Source organism: Acinetobacter sp. YH12231, assembly GCF_013417755.1.
Taxonomy (GTDB): domain Bacteria; phylum Pseudomonadota; class Gammaproteobacteria; order Pseudomonadales; family Moraxellaceae; genus Acinetobacter; species Acinetobacter amyesii.
Genome location: NZ_VPDJ01000007.1, coordinates 109633 through 131928, shown reverse-complemented (window position 1 = coordinate 131928; position 22296 = coordinate 109633). Strand labels below are relative to the sequence as shown.

The window sequence follows — 22296 nt, the reverse complement described above, 5'->3', positions numbered from 1 at the left end:
GCTAAGCCTGCATTTTTCTAATCAGGATATTTAACCACTCTTCTGTACGGTCTGGACGTTTATCTACTGTAATCCATTGCTGTAAAAGTAAAGCCTGGTCGATTTGTTTGAGTAAGTCATGAGCTTGCTGCTCATTTAGATCAGTAAAGCTACGCCCCTCTTTCTCACGATCTGTATTTCCATATTTAAAAGACATATAACACACACCATTTGGCTTTAATGCTTTAAATATGCGCGCCAGCACTTCAGTCAGGCGATCTCTTTCACAGTGTAAAAGAGAAGCACAGGCCCAAATCCCATCATACTTAGCTACTTCATTCAGCTCATAAAAACTTTGCTGACGTACCTCGATGCCTGTCAGCTCTCTCGCCTTTTCAACCAGCTCGGTAGAATAATCAATTGCCTCAACTTGATAGCCTTTTTTCTTAAATGCCAAAGTATCCCGCCCCGAGCCACAGCCCAAATCCAGGATCAATGCCTGTTCCGGCAAATATCTTAGAAATGGTGCATAAAGACTTTCCATTTCAACCTGATAGGTATTTTCAAAAAATGCTTGAGCATGTTGATTGTAATAATTTGATGTTTGATTCATTGTCTAAAAGCCAATATCTTATGTTAAAGAACATACTGATATTTCACTAGATAAGTCAAATGATCAGTCCTATGAATGAATCAAACTCTTATTTCACTGTATCCGGACAACTGAGATAGAAACCAAACTGGTTCTTGTAAATGGAAAAAATATGGGCTTCAGATTTCGTAAGAGTATTAAAATATTACCTGGATTAAAAATCAATCTGACGCATAAAGGCATCAGCAGTGCAAGCATTGGCAAACCTGGTGCTTCTTTAAATATTGGCAAAAAAGGCACCCGAACCAGCGTTGGTATTCCAGGCACAGGCTTATCTTATTCAAAGCATCGACCTTATACGAACAGAGCTGGCAACCAAAAAAATCCTGCTCAGGAACAACAATCTGTCTATACATCAGATACCGAGCAACCCAAATCGAATGTCTGGATTTGGGTATTTTTTGGATTATTTTGTTTTATTGTCGGGGCTATTATTTTTTAGAATTAGCTGCGCTTTGTACCCATAATATTCATTCCGCTAGGCAAAATTTCATTCATTCATTACTATGGACGGATGTTAAATACAATAAAGGCTGCCGCTGATGTCTGATAATGACAGTACTCTGGATTATGATGAAAATGATTTAATCGACTCTCCCTTATCTCATGTTTTACAAGAGGATAATGAGCAAATTAAAATTCTAATTTATCGATTACCTGATAGTGACTGGACACTGGAAGTGGTGAGCCAAAGTGGTACTTCTACCGTATGGGATGAAACGTTCCTGTCAGATCAGGAAGCTCTATCTGTCGCTTTAGATGCAATTAAAGCCGCAGGCGGTATTCAAGCCTTTTCTGAACTCAGTGACATCGAAGCAAAGAGCAATATTTTTCCTGAATCCCTTACTCGCCATTAAAAATGAAGTTGCTGGCTTGAATCTGAGTCAGTATTTTCTGGATTCTTAGAACCTGTCACGATGATAGGTTCACTTCAACCCAAACCCATCTAGGGTCGAAGGGTCAAAATTTTCATCAAACATAAACTCATCTGCTCGCTCTTTTTTTAATGTCGCCAAGGCATAAAAAAAACATTTCTCACATAACTGCAACTCATATCTTTCCCCGTCATGCCTGGAGCCATAGCCCCAATGTGCCGATAAAGTTCCAAACTCCAATTTCGTTGATTGGTTGCATACATCACATAAAACATCGGTAACGACTTCTACCTGTTTCAGTTGTTTAATTTCCATATACGGCTCCCGGTATCAATCAAGTTAAATTTGTCCCCTGCTTAGAAAAAACTTATTTATTTTTGATTTAAATCACACTTTTACAAACAACAAATAACTATATATAGTTATTTAAATAATATAAAAACACAATATATGGTATTTTTAGCCATTGTCCCACTATTGAAAATTATATGAATATTATTGTTTTATTTTCAGCCATTTGGCACAAATATGGGGAAGTATCACTGTATGTCTGTAAAAAAGAAAAGCATATCCTATTACCGCGTACCCACAAAAAATCTGCAATTAATATGCTATCCAAACAGTATGCACGCCTACCAAGTTTGGATCGCCTTATTTTTCCAGCTTAATGAAAAACAGCAAAACTATCATTTGGATTTTACTTTTAAACAGCATGTCGACATCCCACTCCTTACAACTAATAAACCGGATCTCTATTTTTTTAGTAGTCATTTCAGCTGGATCTATGCTCATTTTCACCATAAAAACAAAACTGAATTGAAGTTCAGAGCTTATGAGAAAAATAATTCCTACGAATTCACCATCCAGGCTTTAAGCGAAGTAAGGGGCTTACTGTGTTCCGGATTACATCACTCAATTCATGGCTTAGATATCATCGCACATTGGCTAAATGAACAATACTTAGCTGCACATCTTCAGGAAGTTTTCGGTCAGGAAGCCTTAACTGTCAATCATCTACGAGAACTATCAGGGCTGTCTAAATCCAAAAGTCCGGTAAGTTCTATTTCAAATTATACAGGTCCATTGTCATTAGAAAAAATTCTGGCGGGAATTTCATCATGAACGGATATAGTTATTTAGTAGATACTCAGGCATTACAGCTTGAGCCATTTCGAGACTTCTATAAAAAATTAGCAAAAGCAAAGCTGGAAAATTATCAGGATTCAATCAAACTCAATGACTTCATTAAACCTACTGAAATCGTTGAAATCAACAATATTATAAATCAACAACTTGCAGACAAATCAATCAGTGAATATCCTTTGGTTCATTACCTTGTTGCAGTGATCAACACCCCTTCAGCCTATCAAGCTAATGCACTGAAATGGGCCATTTTCAATACTCAATGTATTGAATCGCTTGATAGCCAAGAACATGCCTCCACTGTAGCTAATCTTTGTATGCGTTTTCGTTTAGCCAGCACAAAGCGGGAATACCATTGGCTTTATAGCTTCTTACCAGCTCTTCCTATGGATTTGGAGGATCTGCTTGAGTTTTTAAATGAAACTGAAGTAGAGAATAAAGATTTACTTGAACGTTCTACTCCAAAATTAACAGCAAAACAAATTGGACAACTGGCAAATATCCGCGTTATTTATACGTATGCGTATACTCAATCAGATCGTCTAAAAAGACACCGACAAAATAATCCAAGCGTCCAAGAGCCTCCTCAAACCGATGTTAGGAAGACATCAAAAATAACTCTCGATTATGAGCAAACTCATCAGACTCATTTTGAACGCGGTATAGCAAAACAACCACGTGAGGATAAAACTATAGAAAAAGTTGAAGACCATAATTTTGAATTCAATTCACTAGAGCAATGTTCTATTACAGCTCAGATCAATAATCTCAAAAACAAAATTCTGCATCAAAACAAGAATGAATTAATGAGCAAGGCAAATCCTCATGTCTTCGATTTGCCTACTGCACAGTACATTATGCAAATTTTATTAGAACAGGCAGAAAACTCTCCAATTCATGCATTGCTTTTATTCTCAGTATTTAGTTTCACGCATTATGAAGAGCTACTGGTATTCAGAACTCGTTTCTTTCTAAGCTCAAAAAGTAAAGAAATCCGTTTTACTCATGGAAACTGTTTTTTCAAGCAAAGTATTGATAACTCTAAATTTAAAGATGCATTATTAAAAGAATATATGCTCAACATTGGTAATTCTTTTACAATACCCTTACCCAAAGTTTATTTAGATCAAATCTTTCAGTTAAAAAATTGGGATAAAGCTGATATTGCTTCTGATGTGCAAGAGTATCTACGTAGAATCAGCGATGATATTACTTTCCCTTTAACAGCTCAAAATCTTCCTCGTTTAATCAGTGATATTACATTGAATGAACTAGGATATGAGTTAGAAAGTAAATTATTCGCTGGGGAGAATGTTAACAACTACACTCCATGCCATTATTTTTCAACAAAAATTATTGATATCTTAGATATTTATATTCAAACACTTGATCTGGTTGGTCCTCAGCTTGACACTGGATATATTGAGGAATTTAAATCCCCTATTACGTTTGGCAGTCAGCAAGTACCGGATCTCCCATTCGTCCAGTCTTTTTTTTACCAGCTTGACCACCAAGTTCGGAATAATCCCAATCCCTTTCAGACTTTAAATCATTATTCAATCTGGCTTTGGCATATTTGCATGCTGACAACTTCAGCACGGCCGAGTGAGTCCTTCCCACCCAATCTAGATTATATTGACCTTGACAACCAATTGATGGCAGTTGCAGATAAAGAGCAGCGTTATTCGAGTACCATTGGACGCTATTTACCTTTTAATAATTTTCTCCGTGATGAAATACAGCATTACCTAAAGTATTTGAAACATTTTCTGCACCTCACTAAAGCCTATCTGTCGCAAGAACAAGTACAAGCAATCCAAGAGGTCTTCGATGGTGAACATCTCTTGCTCTTATTTTACGATTCGAAAGGATATGTCCGAAATCTGGAACTTTCTGATATTCAAAAATACTGTACTGAAATAGCATTACAGCGCAATTGGACCCGCCACTTCGCTCGCTATTTTTTTGCCCAATACTGCAATGAAGATCTAATAAAAGGCATCTTTGGTCATGACGAAGCTATGCAGGAACTGTTTAACCGCTATTCAGGTTTTGAGACAACAGATTACGATCAAATTAGAGCAGCACAAGACAAGCTGGTCGAAATTTTAGAACTTAAAAGCATGTCAAATTTCACAGGAATAATGATTACATGAGCAAACATCCTCACTCGCTCAAACGATTAAAGAAACATAGAGAGAGAAAAGCGTTTCTTCTGCAATTATTTAGCGAAAAATGCTCAGAGATGACACTTGAAAATTATCCTGAAGTTTATCGACAAATTGATGACCGGCTTTTAGAGCGCTGTAAATCCAATATCCGAAGCTACCAAATAGCACGTATAGAATTTGCTAAATATATCAAGCGCTTTAATCTTTCATCGGATCACCACTATCCGGTGCCTGCTGCCCCCGTGAGGCACGAAAGGTCTCTGCCACTACAAAATATTGAAACCTTAAAACATGGTAAAAAAGTTAATCAATTTGCCAAAAATATGATTGCTTACTGGACACGACATAATGACTTCAGTCCAACCCAATCACTTGGCTTCTGCTTGATCAGTTCAATATTATTTAATGGCATTTATAACCATGCCGAACTGCAAAAGTTTTTAAAAATCATTTTAAAAACAAAGAAATTTCAAAGTTTTTTAAACCTGAATCATATTGTTTCACTTGATATCCCGAACCGGAATTTCGGTAATCAGCGTATAAATAACCCTGATTTTTCAGTCAGCTATACCAAAACGTTTGTGCTACACGATATTGTGAAATGCTGGATCTACAGACTAAAACATCAAAAATTTGATTTATTTTCGGATATTGAAGATGCAGAACATCTGATTAACGCTTGTATTATTGAATGCTTCCCTGAGGAAAAGGTGCGTTGTAAAGACCTGTTAAAATACGGTTTTTACTATACACAGTTCCTGAAAAACAGCGGGCTGGATCAAATGTCCATTTGTATCTTAAAAAATGAAATTTACAGTTCCAGTCCTCTCGAAAAACAATTAGCAGCTTATTTTGTTCAGGTTGAACAAGCTCATCCTAATAACAATAAGATTGAGAATACTTATGAAAACCATCAGGCTCCCTCTATAACCAATATTTCAATGGATATAGCTGATGCTTTAGTAGAAATACGTCAAGCTATTCGTGCAAAAAACTATAGCGATCGACTCATAGAATTATATGCCAAGGAACAACCTCCAGCCTTGGAGCGTTTACTGCTATGGACTATTCTGCGCTCAAAATTAACAGAGGCACAACTTGACTGCCTTAATCAAATTATCCAACAGTTGCAACGATTTAAACGTAAGCTTATACAAGCAGATTTTCAGCCAATTAAGCAGAGTTCTCTAAATACCATGTTTTCACAGTTTGCAGTCCATTGGCTGCAGGCAACGCAAGACAAAGATATTTCATCATTTTCAGATGCTGATTTTGAAGATCTGTATGGAGAAATGCTTTTATTAAAGAAAGAAACAACTAGAGCGACTTTACAAAAACGTCTACAGGAGTTTCATCACAAACAGACCTTATTTTTTAAAGCACCTACTATCGATCTAGATAATTTAATCCAGGTAAAAATCTGCAGAACAGCATTGATCTCGCCCCATATTTTTCACCACGTGCTAGAGCAGCTCGAAAATACTCAAGATATTTCGATTCAGGATAAAAATATATTTAAACTGATTTTTATTCTAGGGTTCAGAGTCGGACTACGGATCAATGAAACATTAAATATCTTCGTACGTGATCTATTTATTAGTGAAGATGCAGTGATACTCACCATTCGCAACAATCGCAATAAAAATCAAAAAAGCTACTCAGCTTACCGCAAAATTCCCCTGCATCATCTACTTAAAGCCGACGAATTACATGCATTTAAAACATATAGTCAGAATAGAAAACGTCTGCTAAAAAAACAAGGAAAATCAGTTGCACAACCGCTATTTTTAAAACAGTCCTTAGAGGAAACTCATGAAAATGAAGTGAATTCCCTATTTAAACAATTGATCCAACCAGTTTTTGGAGAACACAATTTTACTTACCATAGTCTGCGCCATTCTGCATTTAATCATCTTTACCTGATTTTAAAAAACTCAACACTTGCAGATGCATTTACTGACTATAGCCCACATGAGCAATTACGTATCCGTTATGCATTGTTGCGAAACAGAAATAGTCAGCAAACCTGGTATGCACTCTCTCATTTTGCCGGGCACCTAACGCCTGAAACCACTTGTTCAAGCTATCTGCATTTAATGCATCTGGCAATTAGCTACCAGCTGAATCAAATGCACAGCCCGCTTCCTAAAGAAGCCTATTTTAATATTCTGAAACATGATGATTCTATTAAATATCCTGTTCAGCAGCGGGCGATCAAACAGTTTTTATTTGATCAACTCACTAAAGACCGTTACAGGCAACATGATCATCAATATCAACAAAGGCAACAGAAATCGCCTGATTCACTGATGCTAGGAGCTCATGACTCAGAGATGACTTTTGAATTATTGCATCACATTCTTGCAGTAGAAAAAGAGCAAGATCTTCTGTTACCTGAAGGCATTCCTTTGCAAATCGCACAAAAATTACGTGCCAGAGCCCTGCATTTGAAAACCTCCTGTGTAAACCAAAAAAAATCATCGAGGTTATTTACCACAGATTTTTTAAGGAAAACTCCTGCTGCATTAGTTACCATGTTGCCAACCAATCAGGAGGAGAAAAAGGTCATTCACCATGTCCAGGAGCGTTATGCAAATGTACAAAGTAAATATAAAAAACAGCTTCATATGATCTACTCAATTTATCTTGAAAAAGTTCAGCCAAATTCAGCCCAGTTAATTTTTGAACTGAATGAAAAACGGCAACTGAAGAAACTTCTTTCTTTTATTCATAGCTTATTTCCCAAAAAATATCTTCATTTAGAACTCTCTCAGCAGAGCAAGACAGAGCTCAAAAAGACATTACAGGATTTAACATTACGGGCAGAAAACTTCAGCCTGAATGAAAATGAAAGGCGAATTAAATTCTGCTTCAAAGGTAAAGAGGCAAAAGCACTTGGGGTATTCAAATTACTGATGTATCTCATGATAGTTTCTCATCTTTAAGCTGTTTGTAATAAAAATTTGAACTATGAGAAATGGTAATCAAATAGTATAAACTCTAGATATCAGCAACGTCTGAAACAGAGATCAGTCATGCATAAAACACCAGAAAAAATTGCAAAACAAAAAAAGGTATTAGCTAAAGCTGTTTTATCATCTGCAAATCAACTTGGTTTGACACAGGGCCAGCTTGCTATCATTCTCAATTTAGATTCAATAGAAACTTTAAATTCGCTTGAGTTAGATCCTGATTCAAGTCAGGGAGAGCTCGCAATTATTTTAATTCGTATTGCAATATCACTAGATGCTTTAACAGGTGGAGAGGCTAAATGGATGCAGCATTTTATGAAGGCACCAAATAAGTTAACCAAAGGCATTCCAATAGAACAGATTCAGACTACTCAGGGATTAATTACTATATTAAACGTAGTCGAAGGGCTTCGGCTTCAGGGTAAATATTAAGATATACAAGGCCTTATTACACACAAAAAAAGTCATTGTTTGTCTAATAATTTAAATTTAAGGTATAAGAAGTTCCTCTTCTCAAGAGGTATACAACTGCCTCATTATTGATAACTGCCATACATATATGGATTCTATTAACTTAATTCGAGGCTAAATTGAATCTTATAAGTTCAATTTAGCCATTCAAGAATCATTATAAAAGTTTGCTATATAGCGAACATTAACTATTATTAGTTAAAAGTTTGCTATATAGCTAACAAATTTGGGGAGCAAAAAATGGCTACACGAGGTGAAATAGGTAAAAAAATACGTTTGGCCAGAAAAGGATTGGGCCACACACAGAAAAGTCTTGCAGAAAAAAACTAAAGTCAATAAAACAACAATTTCAGAGATGGAAAATGGCCGTTTTACAGGTTCATTTGACATATTTGAACGTGTGCTTGATGGTGTTGGTTTACAATTCGAAGTGAATAAAAAAAATTGTAAATTGCCACAGTGGGATGAAATTGAAGAAATATTTTCAGAATATGACAAATAAATAAACAGCTTTTTTACACAAACATTCAAAAGGTGAATTCTCCCCAATCCATTCAAATTAATTTTTTATATGAAAGCTGATTGAAATACACATCTAGATCATAAATCTGATTAGATAAATGCGGATCAAATCGACATCCATTTTTAAGAGAGTTTTAAGGTTAAGAACTTAAATTAATCAAATCTCGTCTTAACTGAATCACTTCTATGTCCCCTGATCGTTCACTCTATAAAGGCACTTCCGGAATACAACGTATTTTCAATGCTACCCGTTATTCCGCGGCCGGTCTTAAAACAGCCTTCCGAACTGAAGCTGCCTTTCGGCAGATCGTGCTAATTAACCTGATTTTGATTCCTCTTAGTTTTTGGATATCCGAGAGTCTAGCTGAGCAAGCACTCATGGTGGCTGTGTGCCTGCTAGCACTGATTGTTGAACTGATTAACTCAGCAATTGAGGCAGTAGTGGATCGTATTTCCATAGAACAGCATGAGTTATCCAAAAATGCTAAGGATATGGGCAGTGCCGCTCAGTTTGTCGCACTCAGTTTAATTACCGTAACTTGGGGCATCATTTTAATCGGTCATTCATTGTGACCTCATTTTTGCTACAACGACAAGAATGGAATATTTAAAATGTTGTCAGAGCGATCTCGTTTTTTACTAAATCAAATATTACTACTGAGTTTCAGTTTTTTGGTTCTTTTGAACTTCTTTGATATTGGAGGAGTGCTTGATTTACAGCTTATCTATCCCTTTATCGATGGTCAGGGACAATTTCCCCTTCGGCAAAATTGGGCGCTGGCAGAACTTAATCATCGTTATGTTAAAGACATGCTGATTCTGGTGTATATCCTATTATTTCTAGGCTGGCAGGTCTCACTAAAATGGCAGAACTGGCATACGCGGCGCTGGGAATTTGGCTATTTCTTTAGCATGGTAGCAGTGACCACAGCCTCGATCGGAATTTTAAAATCCCAGTCAGCCCATGCCTGTCCCTGGAATATGGTTATTCCTACTTATGATGGTATTTTATGGGATTTTAGTGCTACTGCTGGCCACTGTTTTCCTGGAGGGCATGCCTCTAGCGGTTTTTCCTTAATGGCTGGCTATTTTGTTTATCGCATGTCTAACCCCAAGCGGGCTTATTTCTTTCTGATCGCTGCGGTAATTTTAGGGTTAGCCATGGGCTGGGCACAAATGATGCGTGGAGCGCATTTCCTGAGTCATAACCTTTGGACTGGCTGGATTATCTGGTGTCTGAATGTTATCGGCTATGCGCTATTTAGTCACAAATTAGAGATAGAAAAAACTGTTCCTTAGCGCGTTTAATCAAGCAGCCTCAACGCCCAAATAGCCCTAAGCCTATCCCCTTAGGCTTTGGCTAAAGGAAATTTGACCTGTACACAAAGGCCACCCAGATTGAGACTTCGGGAAAATTCTAGTGTTCCACCCAAGCGTTCGGTGGCTTTATCTACAATGGACAAACCCAAACCACTGCCAATTTCTGCATAATTATGTATCCGGTAGAAGCGTTGCCGAATCTGATTGAATTGAGCAGTATCAATCCCGGTTCCGCTATCTTCGATCTGTAAAACTGCCTGCTGGCCTTGCTGGAAAATCGATACGTTAATTACGCCATCCTTCGGACTATATTTAATCGCATTATCGATCAGGTTATAAATAATTGAATGCAAGGCCGAAGCTTGGCCGTGAATCAACAGTTCCTGTTGCTGCTCCACCCCTAAATCAATTTCTTTCTGTAGTGCCAGTTGGATCAATTGCTCAATGCAGGCGACTGTCATTTGATTCAGAGACAGGGATTGTACAGGCTCAGTTAAACCATCTGTGACTTCCTGTTTGGCCAGACTTAATAGCTGATTTACCAGATGTTGCATCCTCAAGACGCCCTGACTCAAGTTGTGCAAGGCATCACTTTGTGGAAATTGCTGTAATAATATCTGCAACTGTAAATTCAAAGCTGTCAGTGGTGTACGTAGTTCATGTGCAGAGTCTGCTACAAATTGGCGCTGCTCTTGTTGTGATAGGGAAATACGGCCAAACAGGTAATTCATTTCCTGAATGGTCGGTTCCAGCTCCAAGGGATAATCTTTCATTGCGATCGGCTTTAATTCTTGAGCCTTACGGCTGGCCAATTCTGTTTTAAAATCATTAAGAGGCTGAAAATTTCTCCGAATTACCCAGCTTAAACCGAATATAGCAAAAGGAAGAAATAGTACATAAGGGAGAAACATGTTCGCTGCGAGTTCCAATGCTAATTCTTGCCGGACATTTTTTTGCTGGCTCACTTGGATCTGCAATTGGTCTCCAGGAATAATATAAGTTAGCCAAGTCCCGTAAGGGGTCTGATGCGTATAGAATCCTGCTTTCTTGACCGATGCAACCAAAACATCCTGTGGATGTAATGTAGTATGTGTATAAGACCAGATATCTACAAATAAATCTTCCTCACTATACTGTTTTTCTAAATCGATCTTGCTTTGTAGCGGTTCTGGACGATTTTCTGCAATGCGCTCTGCGAGACTTTGCATCTGTTTGTCCAAGACTTCATTAATTTCTTCAAGTGCAATCCGGTATGCTGCAAAGATTAGTACACAGCCCAATACCACGCTAAACAATGAAATATAAATAATTAGACGTTTTTGTAAGGAATAACGTTTTGGCTTCATGCTCTATCCTAAGCGATATCCTAGACCACGGATCGTCCGTATAAAGTCTTTTCCTAATTTGGCGCGCAGATGATGAATATAGACTTCCACAGTATTACTACTTACATCACTATCGAAATCATAAAGTTTGTCTTCTAAATCGTTTTTAGAAAAAATTTTGCTAGGATGCATGAGGAGTGCAGTGAGAATAGACCATTCCCGATTAGACAACTCGATCGGTTCACCATTAAAGCATACGATGTGCTGTTCCAGGTCCAGTTCCAGCCCACTGTGTGATAATTTCTTATTCATATCTGTCACAGTATTTTTTAAGCCGGCACGTCGGATTAAGGCATGAATACGGGCCAGCAGTTCGTCAAACTCATAGGGTTTAATCAAGTAGTCATCAGCTCCCTGATTCAGCCCATCTACCCGGTTTTGTAATTGATCCCGGGCAGAGATAATCAATACCGGTAAATTCGGAAACTTCTGCCGGATATTTTTTAGCACCAACATGCCATCCATCATTGGCAAACCTAAATCGAGCAGCACAATATCGTAGACCTGCTGCTGTAATTGTTTTAAACCCTCAATCCCATTATTGACCCAGTACACCTCAAACTGATGCAGTTTAAGCAATGTTTCAGTCGACTCGGCAATCATAAAGTCATCTTCAATAATCAGTATTTTATGCATTTCAAGCTCTGTTTTTTAATGATGATGAGCATTGTGCAAGCATATCATTTTTAGCTTCAATCACTTGCGTTTTTATATCCAGCATACTTAATAAGCTGGGGAAAAGATGATCGTGACTGCGTGCCTGTCCGGTCTGTGTTTTTAAACAGTTTAGCTGCAGGGCATTATACTGTTGCCAGGTATCAGAAAACCACATCAGCATTGGGATATGGGTTTGCTGCGTGGGCGCCATGCTATAAGGAGCACCATGCAGGTATAAACCGTGCTCTCCGGTAGATTCTCCATGATCAGACAGATACCAGAAACCGGTTTGATATTGAGTCTGTTGCTTTAAAGTTTCAATGATCTCGGCAAGAACATGGTCTGTATATACAATCGAATTATCATAGCTATTCTTTAATTCTTCTGTACTGCAGCCCTGAATGGCATTGGTATTACAGGTCGGTTGAAATGGCTGATATGGTGCTTTGGAGCGCTTGAAATATGCGGGGCCATGACTGCCCATCTGATGCAGTACAATTAACTGCGGTTTCGAGTTGTTTTTATCCAGATGCGCCAGATAATCTTTCAGGCTATCCACCAGGATTTCATCAAAACATTCACCACCAGCATCACACCATCTCTGTTTCAGTTGGGCTGGAATCTGGTATTTTTGTACGCGGTCACAGGCACCTTTACAGCCCGAATTATTATCAATCCAGGTCACCTGATAACCGGCCCGCTGAGCAATATCCAGCAAACCTTCTCGGTGGCTAGCCAACTGTTCATTATAGTTTTGACGTGTCATCCCTGAAAACATACACGGTACTGAAACAGCTGTGGCAGTTCCGCAAGAACTGACTTGATTGAAATTAATTATCGGTAACTTGCTCAGTTCAGGATTGGTATTGCGTGCATAACCATTTAAAGCAAAACTCTCGGCACGTGCAGTCTCCCCAACCACCAGCACCATCAATTTGGGTTGTTTCTGTATTTGAGCCTGCTGCAGCAGATGGGCATCTTCACCATAAGGAATCAAAGGCAAATTGGCTTTAGGTGCTTTCTTTTTATAGTAGGATACGGTGGATGCAATACTATTTTGCGGGGAAATCATGCCCTTCAGATCGCGGTGCTCGCGGAAGATGGCTGCATAATCGACATAAAAACAGAATAACAGTCCTAGAATCAATACGGCCGAAAGCAGACTGCTCAGGCTTTTATGCAACAATTGACGCCCGAAAGATGCAGGCTGAATGTTCAGCATCCAGACGATACACAAAGGAAAAATCACAAAGACCAGCGTCCAGATCACCAGCCGTATTGACCAGAGATCACGGACTTCCCGGGCATCGGTCTGCAGCATATTCTGGATCTGGTCCGGCGTAATAACAACCCCCAGACTATTGACAAAATAAGCACTAAAACCGCCCAGAATGATCAGCACACTGGCCAGTATCTTGGCATTCCATTTCCAGTTCAGCCACTGCAAGACCAGATTGTACAAGCCGATAACTACCAAGACTGTAGCCGCCAATAATGCGTCTGCCTTGAGGTTGGTATAAGGCGTCAGTTGATGGATTTTCTGATAGAAAGCAAAGTTTAAGACCAGTCCCAGCCAAATGGCGAGTAACAGGTTGAAGCGTGCAAGGCTGAGGGGTTTGATCTGGCGTAGACCGGGAAAAGAAGGCAGCTTAAGCATTTTTTTTAGTTCAAAGACTTTAATATGCTTTAGCCTAAAATTTGAATCTTAAAAATGACTTAAAATAATCTGAGAGCTACAAAAACTTATACATATTTTGATTTCAAATCAAATCTGATAAAACCAAAAATGCAGCCCAAGCACGTTGGGGAAAATCCGCAAGTAATGCTCAAGCAAATCATGAGCACAGCCCGAGTATTACTCAAGTCATGCTTGAACCAGGCCCTGGACTGCCACCATTCTCCTAGACAAATTTCGTCTATTCTTTTTGCATAGGAGAGAACATTATGAGTGGACAACGATATACGCCAGCATTTAAATTAAATTTATAAATCAATATGATAAAATCTATTTTTTTGACTATCGTTTTAATAAATATTCAATTTTTTGAAAAATTCAATTCTGACAATCAATCCTCCAACTGCATTTGCACGTTGTAAAGTAATCTTGCCTAAATGAGAGTCAATAATCTGCTTCACAATAGATAATCCCAGACCACTTCCTACTACAGAACTGGCTTGATTTATTCTATAAAAACGCTGAAATATAAATGGGATTTGTGCTTCATCTAGACCTATGCCGTTATCTTCAACCTGTATAAAACTACCATTTCCAATACTTCCACAACTGACTTTAATAATAGGTTTATGTATTGAACTACGATAAAGAATGGCATTTTCGAGTATATTTCTCAACATAATTTCCAACTGATCTGACTGCCCCCAAACGCACACTGAGGTGAGATGCAATTGTAAGTCTACACCTGCTTTTCTGAACTGAATACCCATCATTTCAACTGTACCTTTAACAATATCTACCAAATCAATATTGCTTTTGTTTTGTGTGGCATTCGGTTCAAGCCTCGCTAATGTAAGCAACTGAGTAATCATTCTTGATGCTTTGTCTACTCCTGTAATAATGTCCTGTGCAGCTTCCTTAGACTCCTCATTGGAACGTGCATTTTGAAGTACTTGGGCATGTAAGCGTATAGCAGCTAATGGTGTACGGAGTTCATGAGCGGCATTTGAGGTAAAACGTTTTTCACGTTGCATACTTTCAGCAATCTCACTAAGTAAGGTATTTAAAGAGCTCACTAAAGGTTCTATTTCTTTCGGTACAACTGGCTTAATTGGATTTAAATGTTCAATGGATTGTTTTTCTAAGTTTTGACTAATGCTATATACAGCCAATAAATGACGACGGATCGTGCAAATAATCAACCATAATAATAATGGCAAAAATATGATTGAAACCAAAATCAAAAACAGCAACATATCTTGCTGAATATCTTTTCGAATTGTCCAAACCTGCGCAATTTGTACCTGTATTGTATGCGTACTATCCCAAACAGAATAACTACGATAAGTATTATTATTCAGTTTAATCCAACCAAAATTATCTTGCTGAACAAATGGCTGTGTTTCCACACCAATAGAACGATAAATTAATTGTCCATCACGATGCCAAATTTGAAATACAATTTGGTCATAATGCTCACCCTTAGCTTTTTCAATCACTGTATGCTGCGGTACTTTTCCATCTAGGGTACTTAGAGTCGTAGACAATAAAGCATGAGCAGTTTCTGCTAATGACTTATCAAAAATATTATTGGCAGTGTTTTGCATTCCCCAATAAATACTTCCTAAACTACCCAACCAAACGCTAGTGGTAATTGCCAGTAAAATTATAGATAAGCGCTGGGTTAATGAATAGCTGCGAATTGGATCAGCCATTTAATGCTGTTCATCCATGATATATCCAAAACCTTGTACTGTACGGATAATATTTTTACCTAATTTCCGACGCAAGTTATGAATATGGACTTGTACAACATTACTACTCACATCAACGTCATAAGCATAAAATGAATTTTCTATATTTTCACGCGAAATTACACGACCACGATTGAGAGTAAATAACTCCAATAAATGAAACTCTTTATGTGTCAACTCAATTTCGACTTGATTTAACAGTACTTGTTTACTCGCTTTGTTAATACTAATATTTCCAACCTGAATTAGGTCCCCTACCTCTCCTGAAATTCGGCGTAATACAGCATGAATCCTTGCTACGACCTCATGTAAATCATAAGGTTTAACAACAAAATCATCAGCTCCTGCCTCTAGACCTGTAATACGATCATCAACTTGATCTTGAGCAGTCAGAATAATAATTCCAACTTGATTCTTTTTGCGACGTAGTGATTTTAAAATTTCAATCCCATTTCGATCAGGCAAACCTAAGTCTAGTAGAATAAAGTGATAATGATAACTCACTAAAAAATGGTACGCTTGCTCTGCTGTGCTCGCAATGTCAACTACAAAGCCCATTTGATCTAGACCACGTGCAGTTGCTTTTGCCAACAAGCTATCATCTTCTACCAATAGAACTCTCATAACACCTTTTTCTCTTGCTTACCAAACTACAGCGCAAATTTATAATCCCTACTATGCTCGTAAATATTACTGTTAAATTCTATCCATCTCATGTAAAGGCCACAATTGATGAGAATCAAGTAATAAGGAACTCATACTTTCTGCATAATCTACTTTAGCTTGATCGACTCGGCTACGTGCTTCAATCAATTGCTGCGAATGCAACAAAAGCTCATTGAGATTCAACTCACCTAATTTATACGCTTTTTGCATCAAGTGATGTTGTTGTTGCAACAGTTGTAAGTTTTCTTGCGCCTTCGTATTCCGTACAGTCGCTGACTCCATTTGAATCACCCACCCCTGTATTTCTTGACGCAGACGTTTTTCTACACGCAATACCTCCAAATCCGCTTTTTTTGCTTCTGCCGCTGCCATTCCTGAAGCAATACCGACTTGTCGCGCAGTCAAAGGAATTGAAACACTAACCCCTAATAAATTCTCCTCTCCCGATTGCTCCCTACTGTAACCAAAACCAATCGTAGGATCTGGCAGTCTATTAAGCTGCTCTCTTTTTAATACTGCGTATTGCTGTGTAGCTTGCATCCTTACGAGTGCTAACTCATGATTAACTGACAAAATTTTCTGTACCCACTCTGCTTGACTATACTGTATAGGGCTAGGCTGTATAACATCGCTGCTCCACTGTTCAGGGATCTTTCCTCTATAATCGCGGGCCAACAATTGCTGAGCTTGAATATATGCAGCTTTAGCTTGCATATATTGTTCCTCAAGTTGTTGGTACTCATTCTTCAAGAGCATTAGCTCAAGTCGTGGTGCATCTCCTGCTCGAATACGTTGTTCAGTCACTTGGATAAATTGCTGAATTTGATCCAGCTGTTCTTGCAGTCGCTTCAAATGCAATGTGCTTCGCATATAAGCAAACCAACTATTTAACAACATTTTAGATGCTTGATGTTGAGCATTCTCATACTTCAGTTCTGCAATACTTGAAATACGTTGTGCTAGATCTTGATCTAGCCGGTATTTATTAGGCAAACGTATTTGTTTTTCTATCCCCAAACTAGGTTCATAACTATTGGCTTGTTTTCGCTCTAGTTGTGTATCCGTCTTACGTACTTGCATACCGGCTGTAACAGTCCACGGATTTTGCCCTACTTTTAATCCTTGTCGGGCAAAGTCTGCATAATCTTGCTCTGATATTGCAGCACGCACATTCGGATGTTCTACTAGACTCTGTTGTACTGCTTCAAGTGGTGGCAAAGCAGCTTCAAGTTGAGGTTTTGCAATTGCTGTCGAAGCCACTGTAAAACAATAGCCCAACCCAAACAGATACCAAATTTGGCCTAGAAGTGTTGATTTAAATTTGATATTTAATGTCATTAGTCAAGTGCTCCTTGGCTCATATAACCAGAAATTAATGTAGGTATGACCCAATAAAAACAATCACTTGATTTAAATTTTTGCTGAATATGCGCCAAAACCAATGATACAGATTCGTGTTGTACAATCAGCAATATAAGATTCCGTTCAGTTGCTCCGCGAATTTTTTCCTGAACATTACGATAATGTTGGCGATTACCAAACCCTTGTGCGTTGACACAAGTACACCCTGAAATCAACTCAGGAATTAACCACAAATGCTCCATAAGTTCTTCAGCAATATCAGAGGACACGTTAATAGAGAGTTGGCATATTTCAGACATGATGATCTCGCGCTAAACCAAATTTTTTAAACAAGTTAGGAAGTAAAATCAGAGTCAGCAAAGTACAAGAAATAAGCCCTCCAATCACAACTATCGCCAATGGACGTTGAATCTCGGCACCAGGGCCAGTAGTAAATAACAATGGGATCAAACCTAAAGCTGCAATACTCGCGGTCATCATGACTGGACGTAAACGGCGCATAGCACCTTCACGAACAACTTCCTCAATTGCAACACCACGAGAAATCAGTTGATTAAAATAACTAATCATCACTAAACCATTCAGTACAGCAATCCCCATCAAGGCAATAAAACCAACTGATGCAGGAACAGATAAATACTCACCTGTTAATGCTAATGCAAATACTCCACCGACTAACGCAAAGGGAATATTGACGAAAACCAATACGGCTTGACGCACCGAACCCAAAGTCGTAAATAGTAAAAAGAAGATCATTGTTAATGCAGCAGGTACAACAAGCATTAAGCGAGCAGCCGCACGTTGTTGGTTTTCAAATTGCCCCCCCCATTTGAGTGAGTAGCCGGTTGGTAACTTGACTTTCTCTGCAACCAATTGTTTTGCTTCATCTACAAAACTAACTAAATCACGATCACGTACGTTGGCACGTACCACTGACATTCGTGATGCATTTTCACGATCAATTTTTACGACACCCTCAGTCTTAACCACTTCTGCTAAAGATAACAATGGCACTGCAGCTGCATTCTCAATTGGCAAGGCAATATTGGAAAATTCAAAACTCGACTCTCCCAAACGTGGATCCCCTTTCATCATTAATGGAACAGGGCGCCCCTGTTCAATAATGGAACCTATTTCTTTGCCTTCCACGAGCATCTTGAGTTGGGCTTGAACATTTTGACTGTCCAATTGATTTCGTATAGCCATATCACGATGGATTCGCAGCTCTTGATACTGTACTCCCGAATTTTCGAGTGTCATGACATCTTCATTGCCTTCAATGCCTTGTAGAACTATTGCAATTTGCTTTGATAAATCATTAAGCTGGTCTAAATCACTTCCAAAAATTTTGACAGCCAAATCTCCTCGTACTCCAGACAACATTTCTGAAGTGCGCATCTCTATGGGTTGACTAAATGTTAAGTTCACGCCAGGAACATCTTGAAGTACAAGACGAATTTTTTCTAAAATTTGCTCTTTATTTTTGACTTGCCATTGCGTTTGTGGTTTTAGCACAATGAAACTATCTGTTTCATTTAACCCCATAGGGTCTAATCCCAATTCATCAGAACCTGTACGTGCCACAATTCTTTCAACTTCAGGCACTTGTTCCAAAATACGTTTTTGAATATCCAGATCTAATGCAATTGAGTTTTGTAAGCTAATCGAAGGGATTTTTTCTAACTGTAAAATAGTATCTCCCTCATCCATGGTTGGCATAAATGACTTTCCAATGAATGGGAAAATCAATGCAGCCAGAAGTAAGGTACCACCTGCTAAGACATAAATCTGTTTAGGATGGGCTAAACTCAGATTCAAAAGTTTTCGGTAACCAGTTTCTAATTTAGCTACTAAAAAGGGTGTGTGATGTGCTTTCGGTTTTAGAAAGAATGAACACAGTACAGGAATCACTGTCAAAGAAAAAATTAGTGAACTTGATAAAGCAAATACAATTGTTAAAGCCACAGGTGAAAAGAGCTTCCCTTCCAATCCTTCAAGCGTGACCAATGGAATAAACACTAACATAATAATGATCATGCCTGCTGTGACTGGTACTGCAACCTCAGACACTGCGCGGTAAATCATATTTAATGGCGGTAAAAAAGAACGTTGCGGTGACTCTTTTGCTTCAGCAAGTTGCATTTCAATATTTTCAACCACTACAACTGCAGCATCCACTAATAAACCAATCGCAATCGTCAAACCACCTAAAGACATTAAATTGGCACTTAAACCAAAATGGTGCATCATCAAAAAAGTACTTAGTGCAGATAATGGTAAAACTGCCGCAACCACTAAAGCAGACCTTAGGTTTCCTAAGAACAATAAAAGTAAAATCAAGACTAAGACAATAGCTTCTAATAACGTTTTACTTACGGTATGAATGGCTCGGTTTACCAACTCACCACGATCATAAAATGGTTCAATCGTTGTACCCTGTGGCAGAGTTTTTTCAATGTCGGACAAATGCTCACGAACATGTTGAACGACTTGACGTGCATTCGCACCTTTTAAAGTTAATACAATACCTTGGACAGCCTCACCTTGGCCATTTTCAGTCACTGCACCATAGCGTGTGAGTGCTCCAGTATGTACCTGTGCAACATCTTTAACCCGCACCAATGTTCCTTGATGGCTAGAAACAATAATATCGCCTAACTCTTCAAGGTTTCTGACGCGGCTATCGCTTCGGATCAGTAATGACTCTCCATTTTCATTAAGCCGCCCAGCACCATCACTGGCATTATTTAGCTCGATTGCCTGTTGTAGCTGTGTTAAAGATAAGCCTCGTGCCGCCAGGGCCTCTAAATTAGGGGTCACTTCAAATGTACGAACAAGTCCCCCCAAAGCGTTAACATCGGCGACCCCTTCAATTTTACGAAGTTGTGGACGAACCACCCGATCAAGTAGAGTTCGTTTTTCCATATCACTGAGTGGCCCATGTAAGGTAAACATAAAAGATTCACCTAATGGGGTCGTCATGGGTGCAATTCCACCTGACGTACTACTTGGTAATGCAGACATCACATTACTTAAACGTTCATTCACCTGTTGTCTAGCCCAATAAGGGTCAGTGCCTTCAGCAAAGTCTAATGTGATAATCGCAATCGCGTATTTAGATTGCGAACGCATTACTGTCTGATGAGATATTCCCAACATTTCTTGTTCAATGGGTACAACAATACGGCTTTCCACCTCTTCGGGCGTCATGCCGGGCGATTTCATCACAATTTGTACTTGCGTACTTGACACATCAGGAAAAGCATCAATTGGTAGTTTCGTAAAAGCAATGTAGCCTGCCACACTGATCGCCAATGTGAGCAATAATATTAAAATGCGCTGACTAAGTGAAAAGGCGATAAGACGTTTTAACATATGTCTCACCTCAACGTTCTGTAGTGCTAATAGGTGCTTGCTCTGCACCAAAGCCAGACCACACCGCCTTGAGACGCTCTACACCACTGATAGCAAGTTGCATTTTGGGTTTTAATTTTTCAGCTGTAATATAACTTTGCTGCTGATCAGCTGATAGAACTTCAACCGTTACAGCTTCAAACCCCTTCTGATTTTTAACAAAAATAATGTGTTTACCATCTTGTGAGGTTATGGCAGTACTTGGTACTGGCCATGCTGCAATTACTGTTGGCTGCTTACTTTGAACATGAACTTTGACAAATTGTTGCACCCGCAAACAATTATGTTTGGTATCCATTTGTACGATGATATTTTGAGTTTGTGTATTCCCTACAAGTGCTGGAGCGATATTTTGTATATGCCCTGTAATATCACAACCTTCAACCTGAACAACATCCCCAATATGCACATATTTACTGTCAGCTAAATTAGCTTGTAATAACAATTGTAACGGTGAATCAGCGTTTACAAGTTGACCTAATACTGTACCAGCCTCAACATACTGACCTGTAGAAACCTGTAAGTTTTCTATATAACCACTTGTTGGGCTTTTAACATAGACAATGGAATTTAGACTATTTACCTGCCCTCCTCCCATAAATTGCAGCATTCGCTGTTTTGCACCTAAGTTAATATTAAGACGCTGTACTTGATTCTGTGCCTCTTGCACACGCTTCTCGGCAATAATGCCTTCAGCATATAAGCTACGTTCACGTGTTAAATTTTGCTGGGCTAATTGTTGTTGAGCACGAAGCTGCAATATTTCATTTTGAATCTGAATTAAATCTGGACTATGTACAGCAAGTACATGATGATTCCGGGTAACTTCTGCCAAGGGTTGTACCAAAACTTGCTGCACCATTCCTGAAACAGGACTAGTCAGTACAACTTTGCTTTCTGGTGACCACTGTACTTGCCCTTGTAAAATAATTTGTTTTTGTATGTTAGTAGAAGAAGCACCTAATGTGTGTAATTTGATCCCAACTTGCTCAATTTGTTTTGAAGAAATTAAGATTTGTTGCTCTGAGACTTCAGGACTCCTCTCAGCCTCTGAAACCTGTCTCTCTACTTTAGCCTCTATATTTTTATTCGAGAGCAGCTTACTTCCCCACCATAGCCCAAGGCTAATCAAGATCAAGACGCTCATTAGATATAATAGTTTTTTAAAATTTAGTACATCTACTCGCTGATCCACTCGTTTCATCCTTCAAGAGATTTTCTCTACAAAGCTAAGATTAAGTTCTTAAGATCAGATTAAGTTTATAAACCTATTTCAGA

General features: G+C 38.6%; 19 protein-coding genes and 1 pseudogene. 9 read left to right on the top strand and 11 right to left on the bottom strand.

Annotation, left to right across the window (positions count from 1 at the left end; genetic code table 11):
- Position 1: 1 nt before the first annotated feature.
- Positions 2-592, bottom strand: a complete 591-nt coding sequence (locus FTV11_RS05235) for a bifunctional 2-polyprenyl-6-hydroxyphenol methylase/3-demethylubiquinol 3-O-methyltransferase UbiG (RefSeq protein WP_004895771.1) — start codon at positions 590-592, stop codon at positions 2-4.
- A 151-nt stretch (positions 593-743) separates the two neighbouring features.
- Between FTV11_RS05235 and FTV11_RS05230 the strand changes: the two genes are divergently transcribed.
- Together FTV11_RS05230 and FTV11_RS05225 are read left to right on the top strand one after the other, a co-directional pair.
- A complete protein-coding gene (locus tag FTV11_RS05230) occupies positions 744-1073 on the top strand; it encodes a DUF4236 domain-containing protein (RefSeq protein WP_180073543.1) in 330 nt (109 codons plus the stop codon).
- Between the two features lie 100 nt (positions 1074-1173).
- Positions 1174-1488 carry a hypothetical protein gene (locus FTV11_RS05225; RefSeq protein WP_180073542.1) on the top strand — a complete coding sequence of 105 codons (315 nt, stop codon included), beginning with the start codon at positions 1174-1176 and terminating at the stop codon, positions 1486-1488.
- A gap of 69 nt (positions 1489-1557) precedes the next feature.
- Here FTV11_RS05225 and FTV11_RS05220 read toward each other — a convergent pair whose 3' ends face one another.
- Positions 1558-1821 carry a hypothetical protein gene (locus FTV11_RS05220; RefSeq protein ID WP_168369839.1) on the bottom strand — a complete coding sequence of 88 codons (264 nt, stop codon included), beginning with the start codon at positions 1819-1821 and terminating at the stop codon, positions 1558-1560.
- A 309-nt stretch (positions 1822-2130) separates the two neighbouring features.
- Here FTV11_RS05220 and FTV11_RS05215 point away from each other — a divergent pair, with 309 nt between their 5' ends.
- From FTV11_RS05215 to FTV11_RS05185, 7 genes and pseudogenes are all read left to right on the top strand, one after another.
- Positions 2131-2628 (top strand): hypothetical protein, encoded by a 498-nt coding sequence (locus tag FTV11_RS05215; RefSeq protein WP_180073562.1) that lies wholly within the window; start codon positions 2131-2133, stop codon positions 2626-2628.
- The gene (locus tag FTV11_RS05210) at positions 2625-4805 is read left to right on the top strand and encodes a hypothetical protein (protein ID WP_180073541.1); all 2181 of its coding nucleotides are present in this window, start codon (positions 2625-2627) and stop codon (positions 4803-4805) included. Before FTV11_RS05215 ends, FTV11_RS05210 begins: the two co-directional genes overlap by 4 nt.
- Positions 4802-7765 carry a site-specific integrase gene (locus tag FTV11_RS05205; protein ID WP_180073540.1) on the top strand — a complete coding sequence of 988 codons (2964 nt, stop codon included), beginning with the start codon at positions 4802-4804 and terminating at the stop codon, positions 7763-7765. The genes FTV11_RS05210 and FTV11_RS05205 overlap by 4 nt, the downstream gene beginning before the upstream one ends.
- 90 nt (positions 7766-7855) lie before the next feature.
- Positions 7856-8224 carry an MbcA/ParS/Xre antitoxin family protein gene (locus tag FTV11_RS05200; protein ID WP_004974310.1) on the top strand — a complete coding sequence of 123 codons (369 nt, stop codon included), beginning with the start codon at positions 7856-7858 and terminating at the stop codon, positions 8222-8224.
- Between the two features lie 279 nt (positions 8225-8503).
- Positions 8504-8765: pseudogene (locus FTV11_RS05195) on the top strand (helix-turn-helix domain-containing protein).
- A gap of 206 nt (positions 8766-8971) precedes the next feature.
- Positions 8972-9358 (top strand): diacylglycerol kinase, encoded by a 387-nt coding sequence (locus FTV11_RS05190; RefSeq protein WP_151203565.1) that lies wholly within the window; start codon positions 8972-8974, stop codon positions 9356-9358.
- A 39-nt stretch (positions 9359-9397) separates the two neighbouring features.
- Positions 9398-10084, top strand: coding sequence for a phosphatase PAP2 family protein (locus tag FTV11_RS05185; protein WP_151203563.1), 687 nt, complete (start codon positions 9398-9400; stop codon positions 10082-10084).
- 50 nt (positions 10085-10134) lie between these two features.
- Here the strand turns inward: FTV11_RS05185 and FTV11_RS05180 are convergent, their stop codons facing one another.
- From FTV11_RS05180 to FTV11_RS05140, 9 genes are all read right to left on the bottom strand, one after another.
- On the bottom strand, positions 10135-11451 hold the full coding sequence (locus FTV11_RS05180; RefSeq protein ID WP_151203561.1) for an ATP-binding protein: 1317 nt from the start codon (positions 11449-11451) through the stop codon (positions 10135-10137).
- A 3-nt stretch (positions 11452-11454) separates the two neighbouring features.
- Complete coding sequence (locus FTV11_RS05175; protein ID WP_151203559.1) at positions 11455-12126, bottom strand: response regulator transcription factor; 672 nt, start codon at positions 12124-12126, stop codon at positions 11455-11457.
- Between the two features lies 1 nt (position 12127).
- Entirely contained in the window at positions 12128-13804 is a 1677-nt protein-coding gene (locus FTV11_RS05170; RefSeq protein ID WP_180006176.1) for a phosphoethanolamine transferase, read from the bottom strand.
- A 368-nt stretch (positions 13805-14172) separates the two neighbouring features.
- Complete coding sequence (locus tag FTV11_RS05165) at positions 14173-15537, bottom strand: ATP-binding protein (protein WP_004974307.1); 1365 nt, start codon at positions 15535-15537, stop codon at positions 14173-14175.
- Positions 15538-16200, bottom strand: coding sequence for a response regulator (locus tag FTV11_RS05160; RefSeq protein ID WP_154320134.1), 663 nt, complete (start codon positions 16198-16200; stop codon positions 15538-15540). It abuts the gene before it with no gap.
- 72 nt (positions 16201-16272) lie between these two features.
- The gene (locus FTV11_RS05155; RefSeq protein WP_004974304.1) at positions 16273-17580 is read right to left on the bottom strand and encodes a TolC family protein; all 1308 of its coding nucleotides are present in this window, start codon (positions 17578-17580) and stop codon (positions 16273-16275) included.
- Complete coding sequence (locus FTV11_RS05150; RefSeq protein WP_004974301.1) at positions 17580-17903, bottom strand: DUF3240 family protein; 324 nt, start codon at positions 17901-17903, stop codon at positions 17580-17582. The genes FTV11_RS05155 and FTV11_RS05150 overlap by 1 nt, the downstream gene beginning before the upstream one ends.
- Entirely contained in the window at positions 17896-20979 is a 3084-nt protein-coding gene (locus tag FTV11_RS05145; protein ID WP_004974298.1) for an efflux RND transporter permease subunit, read from the bottom strand. The genes FTV11_RS05150 and FTV11_RS05145 overlap by 8 nt, the downstream gene beginning before the upstream one ends.
- Before the next feature lie 10 nt (positions 20980-20989).
- The gene (locus tag FTV11_RS05140; RefSeq protein ID WP_004974297.1) at positions 20990-22213 is read right to left on the bottom strand and encodes an efflux RND transporter periplasmic adaptor subunit; all 1224 of its coding nucleotides are present in this window, start codon (positions 22211-22213) and stop codon (positions 20990-20992) included.
- Positions 22214-22296: the final 83 nt, after the last annotated feature.